We start from the raw sequence: 17,977 nt of genomic DNA, 5'->3' as shown, positions 1-17,977 counted from the left end.
CGGAGGTTCCCTACACCGCATTCACCTCGAAGAACGCGCAGCAGATCATAGGGCGGCTGGGCCGACGCATCAGCCAAGATCAGAGCAGACGGGCGAGAACTCACTTCACAGCCCATTTGCTTGGAGCAATCGCTGTTCCTCGCGATAGGCCATGCCCGCGTAATGTGGAACGAGCCCGCGCTATGCGCCTCTCCTCGGCCAGCGACCTCCGGTCTACGTCTGTTCTCCCGCAGGGTTATCCCCAGTTCTTGCGCGGCGACGTATTACCCACTCCGGCGTTGAAGACGTTGCACGGGTCGAGCCGCTTGTAGTGCTCCACCAGCGCGGGAGGCGCCTCGTACAATCGGCCGTAGTTGTGCTCAGCAGGGATCGCCGCTCCGCGATCTTCGAGCAGTTTCGTCATCTGCTTTTTGAGCTCGACCAAGTCGACACCTTTCTTCGCCACATGATTCTGGTGAAGGACATGGCAGAAGAAGTGGCCGTAGTACGCGCTCACCTCGAGCTTATCGGCGATCTCGGGTGGTAGTGTCTCGAGCCAGTCCTCGTCGTCCCGCCGAAGCGCCACGTCGAAGGTCACCATGCCGCCCACGTTCTTGCGGTAGAGGTTGAAGTATCTCGCGATCGCGCTGGCCGCGCCGAAGCGCTGCAGCATGGCACTCTGCGCTTCTTCGTCGGTGCAGACGAAGAACGCGCCAGCCCTCCCGGATTCGGCGAAGAACGAGGCCAGAAATTTCTCGGTCTCCGTTTTCTGGGCGTCCCCGACCTCCATGATCAAATGATGCTCGAAGCGGTCCCTGTAGTCGAGCATCCGCTTCGGCAGCTGCTGGGGCAGCAACGCGAAGGCCTTCTGGGAGATCGTGTCGGCGAATGTCTGACCTAGGAACGGGAAGAGCTTCGCGAAGACCCCGTTCGCCCAGCTCTTGAGGGCGAACATTCGTCGCACCTGCTGGTTTCCCCAGTGTTTCAAACCGACGAAGGTGTCCTTGCCGTATTTCTCGGCTAGGTCGAAGGTCGCGCGGTCGAAGTACTCGCCCGAGATGGGCAGCTGTCGGTCGGCGGTGAGAACGACGCGCCGCAGATCCTCGAGCTCGGACGGATCGTTCGTGCCGATGTAGAAGGTCGTGGTGCGCCAATCCTTCGGAAAGGTTCGCGTGCGCACTGCGAACACCATGAGCTTGCCAGCGCACCCGGACGACTCGAAGAGGAACTTCGGGTCGGCGTTGTACCGCGCAGGTGTGCCGACGATCTGACGTACATGCTCCCCGTACTCCGTGTCGAGGGAATCGGCCGGAGGAGGAGTGACGTCGGCCGCATCCCAGTCGCCGCGCTGCAGCCTATCGAGCACCTGCGCAGGATCGTCTCCCAGTTCGATGCCGAGATGGTTGACGAGTTCGACCCTGTTGTCCTCATTCACACGAGCATAGATCGCGTACTCCGTAAAGGCGGGGCCTTTACGGACCTGGCTGCCTCCCGAGTTGTTGGCGAGCCCACCGACCACGGACGCCCCGATAGAAGTAGAGCCGATCACCGAATGCGGCTCCCGTCCGTGGGGTGCCAGAGCCTCCTCGAGCTCGTACAGCCTGGCCCCGGCCAGGCACACCGCCTCACGCGCATCGTTGATCACGTGGATCTGATTGATGCGCATCGTCGAGATGATCACCACCTCGCGGTCGTAGTCCTGGTCCCCCGGGCCAGAGCCTCCGGTCAGGCCGGTGTTGGCGGCCTGAGGGATGACGATGAGATCGTTATCGACACAGACCTGCAACGCTAGCCACATCTCAACGAGAGTGCCAGGGCGGAGCACCGCGAGCACCTTCCCGGCCCCGAAACGGCTCCCACGCGCATACGGGGCCGTCGCTTGAGGGGAAGTCAGAACTTGGCTCGTCCCCAGAATGTCGACGAACGCTTTCAGTGTCTTTTCAGACTTTCGGGGTCTGTCATCATGCATTTTCGATCAGCCTCTTTTCATTGTTCTCGAACGAACTCCCGGCACGTTCCCCACTCTCCCGACACCGATACTGCATGTGTTGAGATCCTTTGCTGTTTCGATCATCGCTTCTCCACCAAGAGAAACTTGCCTGCTTTGCCTGAGCGACGCCGGGAAAGGGCCGGCTGATTCGGACACTTTCTCGGCGTCACTTGCCCATCTACGGGGCGATAAGGGCCATCGAGAGCCAGGGCACGAAGCTCACGAGAAGGGCGACGCCGAGCAGTAGCGCGATTCCAGGCATGATCGCGACCATGGTCTGCTCGCTGCTCACCTTCGCAGTGTTCGATGCGATGAACACGTTCGGGCCGAGCGGTGGCGTCACGAAGCCAATTGAGATCTGGACAACGACGATGATACCGATATGGATAGGATCAAGCCCTGCTTCAGCGAGCACCGGCATGAGTACCGGTGAGGTGAGGAGAATCGCTGGAATCGTATCCATGAACGTGCCAATCAGAAGTAGCAGCAGGTTCGCAAGGAGCACGATCACTACTGGGTTATCGCTGATGCCACTCATTGCGGAAACGATCGTCGCAGGCACGTCCTCGATCGTAAGGAAGTGTCCGAATACGACGGCCGCGGTCACCATCACCATGAGGGCACTCGTCGAGATAGCTGCGCTTCCGAATGTGTTAAGGATCTCGCGAAGGGTGGTTTCACGATAGAAGCCGAGGCTGACGACCAGTCCATAGACGACGGCGATGACAGCCGCCTCGGTCGGGGTGAAAACGCCACCGTAAATGCCACCAAGAATGATTACTGGCATTAGGAGTCCGCCAATGGAACCCCAGAGTGCCTGAGCACGCTCGCGCCAGGTACTCCGTTCGACCCCGCGGATGTGGTGGCGTTTCGCGTGGACGATGACCCAGCCCATGAGCACGAGTCCCATGAGGATACCCGGAATCACGGCTGCGATGAAGAGATCTCCGATGCTGGTGCCGGTCACGACTCCGAAGAGCACGAGAGGAATGCTCGGCGGCAGGACGACACCGATGGTTCCGGCTGCTGCGATCAGCGCGGCCGAGTATTTCCGAGTGTAGCCGGACTTGACCATCTCTGGGATCATGATGCTGCCTACGGCGGCGACCGTCGCAAGCCCTGATCCTGAGATCGCGGAGAAAAACATTGCCGTCAACACTGCCGCGACTCCGATTCCGCCGGGTAGGTGGCCGACAAGGGCGTTGGCAAGGACGAACAGGCGCCTCGATATGCCGCCCCGTCCCATTATGAGACCGGCGAGGATGAAGAAAGGAATCGCCATTAGCGGGAAGGAATCGCCGGCTACCGTCAGTGACTGAGCGACGAAGGTGTAAGTGATGCCGGTGTCGGCGAAGAGGATGGTCACCGCGCTGGCGAGCAGGAAGGCGTAGACCACGGGGATTCCGCAGGCCAGGCCGATCAGCATGACGATGGTGAGGAGCAGTGCATCCATGATTACACCTCCGTTTCTTCATCTAGCGAGGACGCTCGCCCGCCGGGCGGTGGCTTCCAGATGGCGATGCTCGCCTGCACGGCTCGGATCGAAGCAAGAAGGAGGCCTACCGGCAGCGCGGTGTACACCACCCACATCGGCAGGTTTAGTGCTGAGGAAGTCTGCCCGAGGCTGAACATTCGCACGACGAGGATCATCCCGTAGATCAGAATGAGGACGTTGAGGGCGAAGATCACTACCTGGATTCCCTGCTCCCACCAGCGTGAAGCGTTCGCGGGCAGCCGGGAGATAACGGCGTCGACCGTGACGTGCTGGGCCTTGAGTACGACTGCGCCGAGCGTGAAGTAGATCAGCCAGATGAAGCAGTAGCGTGCTAGCTCTTCGCTCCAGGAAAAGGAGTCACCGAAGACGTATCTTGCGATCACCTGCAGGAAGATCACGACGACCATGACACCGAGCAGCGCGCCGCCGACGTATTCTTCGATCGAGTGTCGTTTCCACCAGACTTTGGGCTGGCTGAGACTGGTTACTGTCGTGTTCGTCGTCATTGACGTTCCTCCTCGATTGCCGCCTCAAGGTGGTCTACGGTCTCATCCCCGACTGTTTCGCGCAGATATGGCAGGGCGGCACCCTGCATTGCTTCCCGGAATTCCTCGCGCCCCTCATCAGAGATTTCGGCAATTGTGACACCGGCTTCTTTGATGATCTCGGCGGATTCGATGTCTGATTCTGCGGCACGGATCCGGTTGAACTCGACACTCTCCTGCGCGGACTCGACCACAACTTGCTGCAGATCTTCAGGCAGCCGGTCGTAGAAAATCTTCGACAGGATGAGCGTGCTCGTCGAGTGAACGTGCGCGGTCAATGTCACCCGGTCTTGCACCTCGTAGAAGCGCTGGGAGACGATGAGCGCCAGTGGGTTTTCCTGTGCGTCAATCGTGCGCTGCTGCAGTCCGGTATAGACCTCACCGAAAGCCATCGGAGTTGGGTTCGCCTGCGTTGCGTCCCACGCTTCGAGTTGGAGGGTGTTTGGCTGCACGCGGATCTTCACCCCGTTCAGGTCGTCAGGCCCGTCGACCTCGATGCCTCGCGTGGTGAGATGACGTACGCCGTTTTCCAAATACCCCAGGCCCACGAGATCGATGTGCTCGAGGGCGGCGAGAACCTCTTGCCCGAACTCGCCGTCAAGCACCCGGTGTGCATGATCGGGATCATCGAAGAGATACGGGGTATCCCACACGTTCTGCTCTGGCGAAAACTGGCCCAGGATCCCAGAGGTGGTGGCCGTCATCTGAATGCTGTCGAGTTGCACGGCAGTGGTCAAGGCATCAGCAGTCCCGAACAGTGCGTTGGGAACGACCTTGACGTCGATTCTCCCGTTCGACCGTTCCTCCACGAGTTCTTCAAACAACAAGTAGGTCTCGTGGTAGTAGTGATCGGTCGGTACCTCGTGCGCGACCACGAGCGAGAACTCCGGCTTGGTTTCCTCTGCCGTGGCACTGCACCCGCTCAGGAGCACGAGGAGGCTCCCCAATCCGAGCGCGGCCGATGCACGCCGCTTTCTCATCTTCTGGTGATTCATAGACACCTCGGTCTTTAGGAAGAACAATCCTTTGACGGTTTCCCGCATGTAACATGTTAAGTGATCCAGGTAACATGCTAAGTGATCATTTCAGTCGCCGCAACTCAGCGATCACAGCGCCACCTTGCAGGGATCGGCCTGCCTGCAAAGTAGGATGCGTTTGAAGCCCGCACCAGGAGAGGACGGATGTGATCATCAAGAATCAGCCCCTCGGCGTTCAGCTCGCCAAGCGGCTACGCCGAGAGATCCTCGACGGAACCCGTAGCGCCGGGGACCTCCTAATCGAGAACACGCTCTCCGCAGAGTTCGGCCTGAGCAGAGGCCCGGTTCGCGACGCATTCCGGCAACTGACCCAAGAAGGACTAATCGAGATGCAGGGGCGAAGCTATCGAGTGTCCGAGTTCACCCGAGACGACGTCAGAGAACTCTATGACCTGCGGTTCTCATTGGAAAGGCTCGCGGTGGAGCGCGCCATGCATTCCGCCCCCGATTGGTCGCGGTGCCACAAGGCGCTCGAGTCGATGCATACAGCAGCCGAGCAGGGCGACGCTGCCGCGTTTGCGCTCGCTGATCTCGAATTCCACCGAGGCTTCTATGAAGCAACCCCGCAACGGCGAGTGACGCACGCCTCTCGCACCATCGAACGCACGCTCGAGGTGCTACTCGAACTCACCCCCACCGTGAAGAATGACATGCCCAGCATGACCGTCGAGCATCGGGAGATCCTCGACGCTATCGAAGCGAACGATTCCCGCTGGCCCGGGCTACTCAAGGCTCATCTCGACCTCGGAGCGGCGAAGCTCGACACGCTGTTTCCCGACAGAGCGGCGTCGGCGTAGCCCTGAGCAGCTACGCACCCTCCGGCTCAGCCAAAGCGCGTTGAAGCACCGGGCAAGATGCCGACCACTCACCCCGGTACCGGGGAGCTGCTTGCGACAGGAATCCGTCGGCGAGAAGGGATACTGCGGTCAGTCTGAAGGTCGTTATGGAAGAATCGTGGTGCCCGGCTCAACATGAGCGCAGCAAGTTTCGGTATAGCTCAAGGAGTGGATAGTGGCTAAATCAGGCGAGACGTCGATCAGTCTCGGAGCTTCACTCGCCGACCAGGTCGTGCGATTCGTGACGAATGCAGCGGCCTCAGGGGAACTGGAAGTCGAGCAGTTCTACAGCGTCTATCAGCTGGCAGAGCAACTCGGCATCTCCCGCTCCCCCGTTCGTGAGGGGCTCTTACGACTTGAAGAGGCTGGCCTGATCCAGTTCTCCCGAAACAAGGGCTTTAAGATACTCCCGGTCGGCCCGCAAGACGTCGCGGAGATCTTCAGCATGAGAATAGCCGTGGAAGTTCCAGCTGCCGCCCGAGTGGCGAAGCGCGCGGATCGAGCTTGGTCCGCCGATGCCGATCAGATTACGGCGCGAATGACCGCGCTCGCCTCTGCCGATGACGCGGAGGCTTTCATGGAGCAAGACCGGCGGTTGCATGATCTAATCATGGACGCATCGGGGTCGCATCGCGGTCGAGACGTAGTGAATCGCCTCCGCGTGTCCACGAGCAGACTGGGGGTATCGACGGCAGGGAAGGAGCGCTCCCTCGACCAGATCCTGCGCGAGCACGCCCCGATCTTGCAGGCAGTCCGCGAAAGAGACCCTCAGCGAGCGGCGAAAGCAATGCACGATCATCTCTACCGGACGGGTTTGCTCCTGGTGGAACAGACTTGGTCTGCGCTACCCGAGGATTCGCCGTTGCGGCAAACAACACCTTCCGAGATATGGAACGATTTCACCATCACTCGCTAGGCCCCAAACACCCTCGCTGAGTACCCTAATTCTCCCGAATCAATCTGGCGAATAGCAGCTGGATCTACGCGAGTTCCTGCCGCACGAGACGGTACCAGTACCCGCTTCACGCGACAGGAGACCTTTAACTGGAACGGGCGTTGGCGACGACCGGCATTCGAAGCACCTGTCCTTGTGACCAAACCGGCTCATCGGAGTTGATATACGTTTTACGGAAGCAAGACCGGACGACCAACGGCTTTGGTGCGCAGATGCTCCACGGCTTCGTTCGCTTCGGCCAGGGGGAAGGTCTGATCGAGCAGCTTGTCGAGCGGGATACGACCCGAGCGATACAGGCCCAGAATCTCAGGCAGCTGCAGGGGAATGTTCGAAGATCCATAGAGGGCTCCGACCACTCGTTTCTCGCCCTGAACGAGCTGATTGAGCGGAAGCGTGATTTCATCCTTTATGCTTCCGAGGCCGGCTACCACGAGGGTGCCACCCGAGCGGAGCGCGTCGAACCCCGCTCGGATCGTCGGCTGTTTGCCGATGGCTTCGAAGACGTAGTTCGCGCCGCCGCCGGTGATCTCTTGCACCCGATCGGCGAAGTCTTCCCTCGCGGAATTGAGCGTGTGAGTCGCTCCAAGTTCGCGCGCCTTCTCGAGCCTGCTGTCAACGACATCGGAGACGATGATCTGCGCGGCACCGACGAGCTGTGCGGCGATGACGGCTGCGAGACCCACGCCGCCCGCCCCAATGATCGCGATGCTCTTGCCCGCGGGCTCAGGCATGCAGTTCATGACGGTGCCCATCCCAGTGATCACGGCGCATCCGACGATCGCGGCAATCTCAGAGGGCACGTCCTGATCGATCGCAACAAGCGACTCCTGGGAGACCACGGCGCGTTCCGAAAAGCAAGAGTCGCCCATGAGGTGGTGGTAGCGCACACCGTCTTTGCTCAGTCTGGTACCGCCACGGAGGAGTTCGTTCTTCTGTGCATGGATTCGGCCGAGCGAGCAGAGCGCAGGACGGCCTGCAAGGCAGTACTCGCAGCTGCCGCAGCGCGGACGCCACATCAATACGGCCTTGTCACCTGGCTTGAACGCAGCGACGCCCTCACCTACGGCCTCAACAACGCCTGCGCCCTCGTGACCGAGAACGATGGGGGTCTTCGCAATGAAGTCCCCGGCGAGGTAATGCAGGTCACTGTGGCAGACACCCGTCGCCTCAATTCTCATGAGCACTTCGCCTGGCCCCGGCTGGTCGACTTCCAGCTCTTCGAGAACCATTGGCTTTCCGATCTCATGCATGACCATTGCTTTCGCTTTCATTGCGAATGCACTCCTTTGTGTGAAACTAGAGCGACTTCGTTAGTCGCTAAACTTAGAACAACCCGCCGCGCGGATACGGTCACACTGTAAATTCCCTCCAGCTGGTTTCACGAACTCCTGATCCGCTGATCGGATCACTTAGAGGTCGCTGAAGACACTACTGGCACGGATGCGCCGATTCAAGCCGAGTGCCGCTGTCTGCACGGCGCTACCAAACATTTTCACGTTGATCTCTGCGACTGGGCCAGTCACCGAAATCGCTGCAAGTGGCGATTTGTCGGCACGCAGAATCGAGGCGGCAGCGCAAGTTACACCGGGGTTGGATTCTTCGATTTCATACGCGACGCCCTCCTTGCGAATCTGGGCGATCTGCCGCTTCAGAATCGCACGATCGGTAATCGTGCCTGGTCCGACTTTCTCGAGCGGGCCAGACAAGATCCGTTCGACCTCTTCGTCGGGCAGCGCGGCAAGCACCGCTTTGCCTCCCGCAGTTGCGTAGGCGGGAACTCGGCCACCGATACGGGATTTGATCTCAAGCTGAGCAGCCTCGCCACGGCCTCGGAGAATCTCGACATAGACCTGGTCGATGTCTTTTAGCACACTCAGTTGCACCGTGAGCCCGGTCGCCTGACGCAAGTCAGCCATCGCGCCCAGCGCGAGTTGCCGAAGCTCTTTCGCCCGTTGCGCCAGCTCGCCAAGCTCGAACATGCGTATACCGACACGCACGCCCTTGCCTGCTGGTTCGAGGAAGTCTACGTCAAGGAGATCGGCAACAATTCGCGAGGTGACAGATTTGGCAAGTCCTGTCCTTCGCGCAATTTCAGAAACGCGGAGTACCGGTTCATCTGCAGTGAAGACCGCCATCACGTCAGAAACCCGGGCAATCATCCCTTTTCTTTCGTTCCGCTCATCGGATCGCATGGCCCCAGTTTAGCGGCCCCACGTTGTTGAATGGAGAGATGCGCCAGGCAAGTAAGCCCGTGCGCGCAGAACGAACGCTTCATTTCACAGCAAGGAAGAGAGCACGAATGACTGAGAACCAAATCGTCGCGTCTGTTGAAGACACTGTAGTCAAGGTTGCGGCGGCCTCCGCGGTCTGGGCAGCCACCCCGGAGACCGAGCGAGCACGAGTGATTCGGGCTGTGGCAGATGCCCTGGACGCGGCAGCCGACTCACTGATCCCGATCGCTCAGGAAGAGACGAACCTTCCGACGCCTCGTCTGCAGAGTGAGTTGAAGCGCACGACGTTCCAGCTTCGCCTCTTCGCTGAGACCGTCGAGAAGGGCGAGTACCTGGGCGTGATAATCGACCATGCCGACCCGGTATGGCCGATGGGTGCTCCCCGCCCCGATCTGCGACGTATGCTCGTTCCGATCGGCCCGGTGCTCGTGTTCTCAGCCAGCAACTTCCCCTTCGCGTTCTCCGTGGCCGGCGGTGATACCGCTGCTGCGCTCGCGGCGGGCAACGCTGTAGTGGTGAAGGCTCATCCGGGGCACCCAAAGCTTTCCGACGCAACAGCTACGGTAATCACCGGCACTGCGGCAGAGGCGGGCGCACCTGAAGGCCTGCTCGAGGTCATTCATGGCCAGCAGGAGGGTGTCGACGCGCTGAAGCATCCCGCGATCAAGGCTGCCTCGTTCACTGGCTCCATTCCGGGTGGGCGGGCGCTGTTCGATATCGCGAATGCGCGGCCGGAGCCGATCCCGTTCTATGGCGAGTTGGGCAGCGTCAACCCTGCCTTCGTCGCACCGGCTATTGCTGCTGCACGCCCAGAAGAGATTGCTGAAGGCTATCTTGGATCGATCACGGGTAGCCAGGGGCAGTTGTGCACGAAGCCGGGACTGTTGTTCGTTCCTGAGGATTCGATGGTTGTGGAGCACCTTCGTGCTGCGCCGGCTCCCTCCCCCGCCCCGCTGCTCAACGATCGGATTCAGGAGTCGTATATTCGCGAGCTGCAGCGCATCCAGGCCGCAGAGGGCGTTGAACCCATCAAGTCGGGTGACAACAGCCTCAACAATCCTCCGCAGGCGACGGTGCTGTTCACCAGAATCGACCAGGTACTTGCGGATCCCAAGAAACTGATTGCTGAGGTCTTTGGCCCTGCTGGAGTCGTGGTGGCCTACTCCGACCCAGCTGCACTGACCGAGGTGGCCAAGGGTCTGGAGGGGCAGCTTACCTCGACGATTTTCGCCGAAGCCGAGAAGGATTCCGATCTTGAGATCGCTCGCAATCTGCTACCGATTCTGCGAGAGAAGGCCGGACGCCTGCTGTGGAACCAGTGGCCCACCGGCCTGTCGGTCACCTACGCACAGCAGCACGGAGGCCCCTACCCGGCGACTACCGCTCCGACGACGACTGCGGTCGGAACGACCTCGATCGCACGATTCCTGCGTCCGGTGGTGTTCCAGAACTTCCCCGAAACGCTGCTACCCGCACAGCTGCACGATTCCAACCCGCTGGGTGTCCCGCAGCAGGTGAACTGAACGATCCCTTATCTCCTTCGCCACCACTCCTTGAGATGGTTGCGGGGCGGTGGCGAAGGAGCCGACCGAATTGAGCGAAACTTTCCGCGTCTCCGAATCACCGGTATCTCGTCTCACAGCAGAGCCCCCACCCTATGACATTCGTGCGGCGTTCGAGCATTGCTCGACGACCAGACAAGGGCGCGCATGTTCCTTTCGTCGAGCTCCCTGGTCGACTTCGCGATTCGCCCCTCGAGGTCGAGGTCTTCGAGCCAGTAGTCGACCAGTTCCCCGAAGCTGCTGTCGGGAGTCAGCGGGGTCGAGGTGAGCTCAGGGTTGAAGAGGCTCCGCTCGAGCAGCTTCGCTTTCAGTGCCCGCTCCGCCACCGGACGGGTGGCTCCGCTGCACTGCACGACGCGGTTCTTCCCCTCCCAGTCTCGATAGTTGGCGCGTACGGTGCAGCGCCCGGTCGAGGAGGTGGAGAACCAGATGTCTCCGTAGGTGCCGATGGTGAGGCGCTGGCGGCTCATTCTGACACCTCCGTCTCGGAGAGAGGCGCTTCTTCCATGGCGGAAGGATCAGCGTCTCGCCGTTCGGCGATCCACGATTGCACGTCGGAGAGTGCGAACTTGAGGTGCTTGCCGAAGCGATGGGCGCGGGGGCCGTTGCCCCTGGTGCGCCAATCGTAGATCGTCGAGACCGGCACTCCGAGATAGGAGGCCAGGTCGCCGATGTCGAGCAGGGGTTCGAGCCCCAGATGATGCAGTTCGTTGTTGAGTTCCATGCCGGGGATGTAGGGCATCAACACCCGAGAAACCGGAAGTGCTCGGAGACAACGAACTCGTGTCGGATACCGTTTCGGACGGAGCCGCCGAACGGGGTCAATTACGTGACAATCACGTGACCTGGTCATATTCCACCAACTAAGAAGGCCGCGGAATCGCACTGATTCCGCGGCCTCTGAGTCGGGGTGACAGGATTTGAACCTGCGGCCTCGTCGTCCCGAACGACGCGCGCTACCAAGCTGCGCCACACCCCGTTGTTGGTGTTCCACCCACCGACAAAACCGTCGGACGGAGCAACCACAATGGTCAATCTTAGAGCGTTCACCCGGTTTTCACCAAACCGTATCGCAGACTACGCGATCGCCCGTCCCGGGTTCAGGCGATGCTCCGGATCGAAGAGGTTCTTCAGCTCCCGTTGTACCCATATAGCAGGCTCATCGTGCTCTCTATTGAACCAACGCACCTTGTACGAGCCCACGCCGTGCTCACCGGTGATGGTCCCACCCATCTCCAGCGCTACCTGGATGGACTCATCCAGCGCCGCATCTAGACGGGCCATCCCGGCCGTGCCTTGGTCAACGTCGATCCAGAAACTGGGGTGCAGGTTGCCGTCACCGGCGTGGGCGATCACCTTGATCTTCACATCATGGTCCCTCCCGATCCGCTGCACCTCCCGCACATACTCCACGAGCCGTGATTTCGGCACCGCCACGTCTTCGCCAACCCGGATATCGGTGACCGTGTCGTCTCCGCGGGCGTGACGACGCAGCTCAACCAGGCTGCGGGCCCGCTCATCACCGGGCGGGCTGACTTGGGCACCCAGCGGGGCCAACGCGTCGCGGATCGCGTCCATCTCAGCAGCGGCACCGTAACCGTCGGTCTGCACCAACAGACACGCTCCGCCCAGGCCGGCCAGGTTCGAACCATGCGCCGCGTCGAGGGCGGCCATGGTGGCGCCGTCCATCATCTCCAGAATGGCCGGTTGCACCCCGGCCTGGCTGATAGCCAGCACCCCGGCCGCTGCCGTCTCCAGATCCTCCACAAAAACAGAAGCGGTCTCCTCTGCCACGGGGAGCGGGCGCAGCCGCACCGTGATCTCGGTGACGATCCCCAGAGTGCCCTCGGAGCCCACGAAGAGCCCGGTCAGGTCGTAGCCGGAGACGTTCTTGAAGGTCCCTGTCCCGGTGCGCAGCACGGTCCCATCGGCCAACACCACCTCGAGAGACAGCACCGAGTCGCGGGTGACCCCGTATTTCGCGCAGCGCAGCCCTCCGGCGTTGGTGGCCACATTGCCGCCGATGGTGGAGATCCGGTAACTGGCCGGATCGGGAGCGTACATCAGCCGATGTTGTTCAACCGTCTGCCCCAGCTCGGCGTTGATCACCCCGGGCTGTACCCGAGCGGTCTGGTCCTCCACGTCGATACTGAGAATCTGGTTCATCCGCTCCAGCGAGATCGTCACCGCGTCGCGCAGCGCGTGAGCTCCTCCCGACACCGAGGTCCCGGCACCGCGCGGCACCACCGCGAACCCTTCCTCCGCCGAGGCACACATCAGCGCAACGACGTCGTCCGTGGAGGTCGGGAACACGACGGCGAGCGCCCGCTGGATCTCCCAGTCGGCAGTAGGCCCGTGGTCGGTGGCGTACGCATCCAGGGTGGCCTCATCGGTGGCGATCGCCTCCGGAGGCAGCACCTGGCTCAGCCGGTGCAACACCTGCTGGCGATCAACCCCGCTCATGCGCGCTCCGCATCAGCACCCATGGCACCACCGGTCAGCGCCGAGGGGGCATCCTTAATCATGGTGACGTGCGGGATCTCGGCATCCAAGTACTCTTCGCCCACCCGGTAGGTGCCGAACCCGGCATACCAGGCTTCCAAGTGTGCCTGCGCGTGAATCTCCACCCGCTCCCCGCGGTGCGCATCCATGGCAGCGGTGATGAGCTCCGAGGCATACCCGTGCCCGCGGTGCTGGCCATCCGTCGCCACCCGACCGATCGAAATGCCCACCGCTTCGCGCAGCACTCGCAGGGTCGCCACCGGGGTGCCGTCCACGGCGATCCACCAGGTTTCAGAGCCGGACTCCAGATCGCGTCCGTCCAGGTCCTCCACCGTGGTCACGCCCTGGCCCATGGTGAACACCCGGTAGCGCAACCGGGCGATCTCATAGGCGGTCCGCGCGTCCAAGTCGTACCAGTGTGCTCGCTGTACAGTCATCGGTTCGCTCATAGTCGCCAGTGTAGAACACCGTATTGTTGCGCTGCTCACAGCGTCACGAGGTGACCGGGATCATGAAGGAACCTCCCGCGGGTCAGTAGACTGAACAGCTATGCACTCACGTTCTTCCTCACGCCTGGTCTCGGTCGCCGGTGGCCTGACTGCCGCGGCCCTGTTGTTGGCTTCTTGCTCTTCCGATACCTCCGCTCCCGGCGCCGATGAGGACGTCGCCCCGGTCACCGGCGGCACCCTGGTCTACGCCTCTGGCGACGCCGAACCCACCTGCCTCGACCCGCACGTCGGCGGCAACTACCCGCAGTCGTTGGTCTCCTCCCAGTACCTGGAGACCCTGTTCACCGCCACCGACGACGGCGAGATCGTCCCCTGGCTGGCCGAAGACTCCGAGGTCTCCGAGGACGGACTCACCCACACCATCACCGTCCGCGAGGGCATCACCTTCCACGACGGCACCGAGCTGACCGCCGAAGCCGTCAAGGCCAACATCGAGCACTTGCAGGACCCTGATACCGCTTCCTCCACCGGCTGGCTGGCCGTGCAGAAGGTCGAGTCCATTGAGCTGCCCGACGAGCGCACCGCCGTGCTCCATCTCTCCGCACCCGACAACGCACTGGAAGAGTCCCTGTCCATGATCTGGACCGCCATCCAGTCCCCCGAAGCGCTGGAACGCGATCAGGACACCAACTGCGCTGACCCGGTGGGTACCGGCCCGTTTCAGGTCGAGTCCTGGGACCGGCAGACCGCGGTGAACCTGGTCCGCAACGAGGACTACGTGTTGCCCGCCGAAGACGCCCACGTCGCCGCGCATGACGAGGACACCCCGGGCTCCTATCTGGACGGCATCACCTGGCGTTTCATCCCCGAAGCCGCTACTCGTTACTCGGCCCTGCAGTCCGGCGAGGTCCATGTCATCGATAACGCCCAGCCCGACACCATCTCCTCCGCCGAGCAGACGGACCTGGGTCACCTCGACGCTCCTCGCCCCGGCGCCTCCAACCGCATCGAGCTGAACTCGTCCAAGGCTCCCTTCGACGACGCCACCGTGCGCGAAGCGTTCATCCGCGCGGTGGATGTCGACTCCGCCGTGGAGTCCTTGTTTTTCGGCACCGCGCAGCGCAGCCACTCGCTGCTCAGCTCCGTGGAACCCTTGGGGGTCAGTGATGATTCGCTCTTCGGTCAGGACGTCGAACGGGCCAACGAACTGCTCGACGAGGCCGGCTGGACGGAGCGCGATGATGACGGCGTGCGCACCCGCGACGGCGAGCGCCTGGAGCTGACGTTCCCGGTCTCCACCAACCAGTCGGTGCCGGCCGAGCAGTCCCTGTTTGAGCAGCTTCAGGCTCAGGCCGCAGAGGTCGGGTTCGATGTCACCATCAACCTGTTGGATCTCTCCAGCTGGTACGGCGCCCTGGCCGAGCACAACTACGATCTCGTCTCCGCGCCCTACACGAAGGTCGGCCCCTCGGTGCTACGCATCCTCTACCACTCCGACTCCACCGTGCCCGCACCCTCCGGCTACTTTGCCAACAACGCGCAGGTCACCCTGGATGAGCTCGACGAGATCCTGATCGAGGCCGAGCAGACTTCCGACGATGCCGAACGCGAGCAGCTCTACGAGCAGGCCCAGCGCACCGTGTTAGAGGACTACTACGTGCTGCCGCTCTACGACCAGCAGAACCACTTCCTCTACAGCGACGACGTCCACGGCATGGGCGAGACCACCGCGGTCTCCAGCCCCATCTACTACAACGTGTTCCTCGAGCAGTAGCCGATGCCGCGGCGCGCCCTGGGGAGTCTCCGCTGGCTGGCACGGCACGCGCTCGGCGCGGTCGTCGTGCTCTGGCTGGTCGCGACCGCCATCTTCCTCGGCATTCGCGCCATCCCCGGCGACCCGGCCGAGGCCATCATGGGTGGACCGGGCTCCCAAGCCTCCGAGGAAGCCCTGGCCGCAGCCCGAGCCCAGCACGGTCTCGACCGACCGCTGGGCGTGCAGTACCTGATCTTCCTGGGTAACATCGCCCGGCTGGATTTCGGGTCCTCCTACGCGCTGCGCACCCCGGTCACCGAGGTGATGGGCGATGTCCTGCCAGCCACCCTGCGCCTGGCCGTCATCGCCCTGGTCCTGGCCTGGGGGCTGGCGTTGGGGTTCGCCCTGGTCTCGCTGCGGGCCGGGGCGATCGGCCGTCACGTCAGCACCCTGCTAGAGGTCGTGGCGGCCGCCGTCCCGCACTTCTGGCTGGGCTCCGTGCTCATCCTGATCTTCTCCTCGGCACTGGGCTGGCTGCCGTCAGTGGATAACGGCACGACGGCGGGACTCATCCTGCCCGCAGCCACGCTGGCCCTGCCGCTGGCCGGGTTCCTGGCCCAGGTGATGCGCGACTCGCTGACGACGGCGATGGGCTCCGAATTCGCTCTGGCCGCCCGGGCTCGCGGGGCCAGCCGGTCCAGTGTCTTCTGGCGCCACGGGCTGCGCCACGCTTCCCTGCCCGCGGTGAACCTCAGCGGCTGGGCGTTTTCGTCGCTACTCTCCGGTGCGGTGGTCGTCGAGGCCGTCTTCGCCCGCCCCGGCCTCGGTCGTGCCCTGCTCTCCGCTGTGCTTTCGCGCGACATCCCCATGGTCACTGGCATCGCGATCTTCTCCGCGCTGATCTACATCGTGGTGATGGCCCTGGCCGAAGCCGCCGAACGCGCACTCGACCCCGAGCGGAGCCACGCATGAGCCGCCCCGCCGCCCTCGCCTCCCTGATCTTCTGCGCCCTGCTCGCCGTCATCTCGCTGGCCCCCGGCTGGATCTCCCCCTACCCGCCGCTGGCGGTCTCCCCCACCGACGCATTCCAGGGCCCCAGCTGGGCGCACCTGATGGGCACCGACGAATCCGGTCGCGACATCTTCTCCCGCGTCATCCACGGCACCCGCGATTCCCTGTTCATCGGCCTTGCCGCCACCGGACTCGGCATGAGCATCGCCGTCGTCCTCGGCACCCTGGCCGCCATGGCCCCGCGCTGGTTGGACGCCGTCGTGCTGCGCACCCTCGAAGCCCTCTATTCCATCCCGTCACTGCTGATGGCCCTGCTGATTATCGCCTTCACCGGCCCCGGCACCTGGCCCGCCATCATCGCGGTCGGATTATCGACGGCGCCCGGCTATGCGCGCCTGGTCCGCTCCCAGATCCGCCATCTCCGTGGCTCAGAAATGCTCGAAGCCGCCACCGTGCTGGGCCGCACCCCCTGGCAGAAGGCCACCAACCACCTCATTCCCAACGCGCTGCGATCCCTCACCGCGCTCATCACCCTCGGTGTCGGCCAAGCCGTCATCTGGGCCTCCGCCCTGAGCTTCCTCGGCCTGGGAACTCCCCCACCCGAGCCTGAGTGGGGTGCCATGCTCGCCGCCGGGCGCACCTATCTGCACTTCGCCTGGTGGATGACCCTGTTCCCCGGCCTAGCCATCGTCACTGTCGCCGCTGGCACCACCCTGATCGGCCGCGCCCTGGGCGGACGAGTGAGGACCATATGACCACCGTCGCCTCCGTCTCGAACCTCTCCATCCGCTTCGGCGCCCTCACCGCGGTTAAGAACGTCTCCTTCACACTCGAGGCCGGCTCCTGCCTCGCACTCGTAGGAGAATCCGGGTCCGGGAAATCCGTCACCGCCCGCGCCCTGTTGGGGCTCTCCGGTGGACGCGTCAACGCCAAGGAGCTCACCGTGGTCGGCCAAGACGCCCGCAACCTCACCGACCCGCAATGGCGCCGCCTGCGCGGGGCCCGCGTCTCGATGATCCTGCAGGACGCCCTGATGGCGCTGGATCCGCTGCGCCCCATTCACCGCGAGATCGAGGATCTCCTCAGAGAACATACGAAGCTCAACCGCGCCCAACGGCACGAACGGGTCATCCAGGCTCTCACCGATGCAGGGATGGACGAACCCGCCTATCGGGCCCAGCAGCGCAGCCCACAGCTCTCCGGCGGCATGCGCCAACGCGCGCTCATTGCCCAAGCACTCCTGGGTGATCCCGACATGGTGATCGCAGATGAGGCGACGACGGCGTTGGATACCCGGCTTACCGCACTCGTCCTCGACCAGCTCAACGGCATCAAACACCAGGGACGGGCCGTGCTGATGATCAGCCATGACCTCGCGCAAGTCGCCCAGGTCGCGGACGACATTGCCGTGATGCGTCAGGGTGAAATCGTCGAGGCCGGACCGGCCGCACAAGTACTAGAAGACCCACAGCACGCATACACCCAGATGTTGCTGCGTGCCATCCCCACCGGGGTTCCACGCCATCAGCCACTCAGCATCACCACCACCCCCCGCACGCCCCCAACAGGGCCAAGTGGGCTTACCCTGAATTAGTGGACATCTGAGCAAGGTGGCGGCTGTGGCTGTTACCA

Annotated in this window: 17 protein-coding genes and 1 tRNA gene; 7 read left to right on the top strand and 11 right to left on the bottom strand. The window is 62.7% G+C overall.

All coding sequences use genetic code 11. The features are described from left to right. Positions 1–235 precede the first annotated feature (235 nt). From dld to P8192_RS03705, 4 genes are all read right to left on the bottom strand, one after another. Positions 236–1,948 carry a D-lactate dehydrogenase gene (gene dld / locus P8192_RS03720; RefSeq protein WP_278158601.1) on the bottom strand — a complete coding sequence of 571 codons (1,713 nt, stop codon included), beginning with the start codon at positions 1,946–1,948 and terminating at the stop codon, positions 236–238. Positions 1,949–2,147: 199 nt separating this feature from the next. Continuing rightward, positions 2,148–3,422, bottom strand: coding sequence for a TRAP transporter large permease (locus P8192_RS03715; RefSeq protein ID WP_278158599.1), 1,275 nt, complete (start codon positions 3,420–3,422; stop codon positions 2,148–2,150). A gap of 2 nt (positions 3,423–3,424) precedes the next feature. Continuing rightward, a complete protein-coding gene (locus P8192_RS03710; protein WP_278158597.1) occupies positions 3,425–3,970 on the bottom strand; it encodes a TRAP transporter small permease in 546 nt (181 codons plus the stop codon). After that, positions 3,967–5,052 carry a TRAP transporter substrate-binding protein gene (locus tag P8192_RS03705; RefSeq protein ID WP_278158595.1) on the bottom strand — a complete coding sequence of 362 codons (1,086 nt, stop codon included), beginning with the start codon at positions 5,050–5,052 and terminating at the stop codon, positions 3,967–3,969. The genes P8192_RS03710 and P8192_RS03705 overlap by 4 nt, the downstream gene beginning before the upstream one ends. 140 nt (positions 5,053–5,192) lie before the next feature. Between P8192_RS03705 and P8192_RS03700 the strand changes: the two genes are divergently transcribed. Both P8192_RS03700 and P8192_RS03695 read left to right on the top strand, forming a co-directional pair. Next, positions 5,193–5,843, top strand: a complete 651-nt coding sequence (locus P8192_RS03700) for a GntR family transcriptional regulator (RefSeq protein ID WP_278158593.1) — start codon at positions 5,193–5,195, stop codon at positions 5,841–5,843. Between the two features lie 214 nt (positions 5,844–6,057). Then, positions 6,058–6,798: a GntR family transcriptional regulator gene (locus P8192_RS03695; protein ID WP_347403424.1), complete on the top strand. Its 741-nt coding sequence runs from the start codon at positions 6,058–6,060 to the stop codon at positions 6,796–6,798. Between the two features lie 209 nt (positions 6,799–7,007). On the opposite strand, the gene P8192_RS03690 is transcribed toward P8192_RS03695, so the two are convergent. Beyond that, complete coding sequence (locus tag P8192_RS03690) at positions 7,008–8,108, bottom strand: Zn-dependent alcohol dehydrogenase (protein ID WP_278158591.1); 1,101 nt, start codon at positions 8,106–8,108, stop codon at positions 7,008–7,010. 138 nt (positions 8,109–8,246) lie between these two features. Then, complete coding sequence (locus P8192_RS03685) at positions 8,247–9,029, bottom strand: IclR family transcriptional regulator (protein WP_278158589.1); 783 nt, start codon at positions 9,027–9,029, stop codon at positions 8,247–8,249. Positions 9,030–9,136: 107 nt separating this feature from the next. Between P8192_RS03685 and P8192_RS03680 the strand changes: the two genes are divergently transcribed. After that, positions 9,137–10,591, top strand: a complete 1,455-nt coding sequence (locus tag P8192_RS03680) for an aldehyde dehydrogenase family protein (RefSeq protein WP_278158587.1) — start codon at positions 9,137–9,139, stop codon at positions 10,589–10,591. Positions 10,592–10,704: 113 nt separating this feature from the next. Here P8192_RS03680 and P8192_RS03675 read toward each other — a convergent pair whose 3' ends face one another. The 5 genes from P8192_RS03675 to P8192_RS03655 form a co-directional block, all read right to left on the bottom strand. Next, complete coding sequence (locus tag P8192_RS03675; RefSeq protein ID WP_278158585.1) at positions 10,705–11,100, bottom strand: hypothetical protein; 396 nt, start codon at positions 11,098–11,100, stop codon at positions 10,705–10,707. Then, positions 11,097–11,372, bottom strand: coding sequence for a helix-turn-helix transcriptional regulator (locus tag P8192_RS03670; RefSeq protein ID WP_278158583.1), 276 nt, complete (start codon positions 11,370–11,372; stop codon positions 11,097–11,099). The genes P8192_RS03675 and P8192_RS03670 overlap by 4 nt, the downstream gene beginning before the upstream one ends. Before the next feature lie 163 nt (positions 11,373–11,535). Next, positions 11,536–11,609: transfer RNA gene (locus tag P8192_RS03665), tRNA-Pro, on the bottom strand. Positions 11,610–11,707: 98 nt separating this feature from the next. Next, complete coding sequence (locus P8192_RS03660; protein WP_278158581.1) at positions 11,708–13,093, bottom strand: FAD-binding oxidoreductase; 1,386 nt, start codon at positions 13,091–13,093, stop codon at positions 11,708–11,710. Then, on the bottom strand, positions 13,090–13,581 hold the full coding sequence (locus tag P8192_RS03655) for a GNAT family N-acetyltransferase (RefSeq protein WP_278158579.1): 492 nt from the start codon (positions 13,579–13,581) through the stop codon (positions 13,090–13,092). The genes P8192_RS03660 and P8192_RS03655 overlap by 4 nt, the downstream gene beginning before the upstream one ends. A gap of 100 nt (positions 13,582–13,681) precedes the next feature. Here P8192_RS03655 and P8192_RS03650 point away from each other — a divergent pair, with 100 nt between their 5' ends. The 4 genes from P8192_RS03650 to P8192_RS03635 are packed head-to-tail and all read left to right on the top strand — an operon-like array spanning position 13,682 to position 17,939. Continuing rightward, entirely contained in the window at positions 13,682–15,355 is a 1,674-nt protein-coding gene (locus P8192_RS03650) for an ABC transporter substrate-binding protein (RefSeq protein WP_278158577.1), read from the top strand. Positions 15,356–15,358: 3 nt separating this feature from the next. Beyond that, positions 15,359–16,306, top strand: coding sequence for an ABC transporter permease (locus P8192_RS03645; protein WP_278158575.1), 948 nt, complete (start codon positions 15,359–15,361; stop codon positions 16,304–16,306). Beyond that, a complete protein-coding gene (locus P8192_RS03640; protein ID WP_278158573.1) occupies positions 16,303–17,100 on the top strand; it encodes an ABC transporter permease in 798 nt (265 codons plus the stop codon). The genes P8192_RS03645 and P8192_RS03640 overlap by 4 nt, the downstream gene beginning before the upstream one ends. After that, positions 17,097–17,939, top strand: a complete 843-nt coding sequence (locus tag P8192_RS03635; RefSeq protein ID WP_278158571.1) for an ABC transporter ATP-binding protein — start codon at positions 17,097–17,099, stop codon at positions 17,937–17,939. The genes P8192_RS03640 and P8192_RS03635 overlap by 4 nt, the downstream gene beginning before the upstream one ends. The last annotated feature ends 38 nt before the right edge of the window (positions 17,940–17,977 follow it).

Source organism: Citricoccus muralis, from assembly GCF_029637705.1.
GTDB lineage: Bacteria > Actinomycetota > Actinomycetes > Actinomycetales > Micrococcaceae > CmP2.
This window is presented reverse-complemented; position numbering and strand designations above follow the sequence as displayed.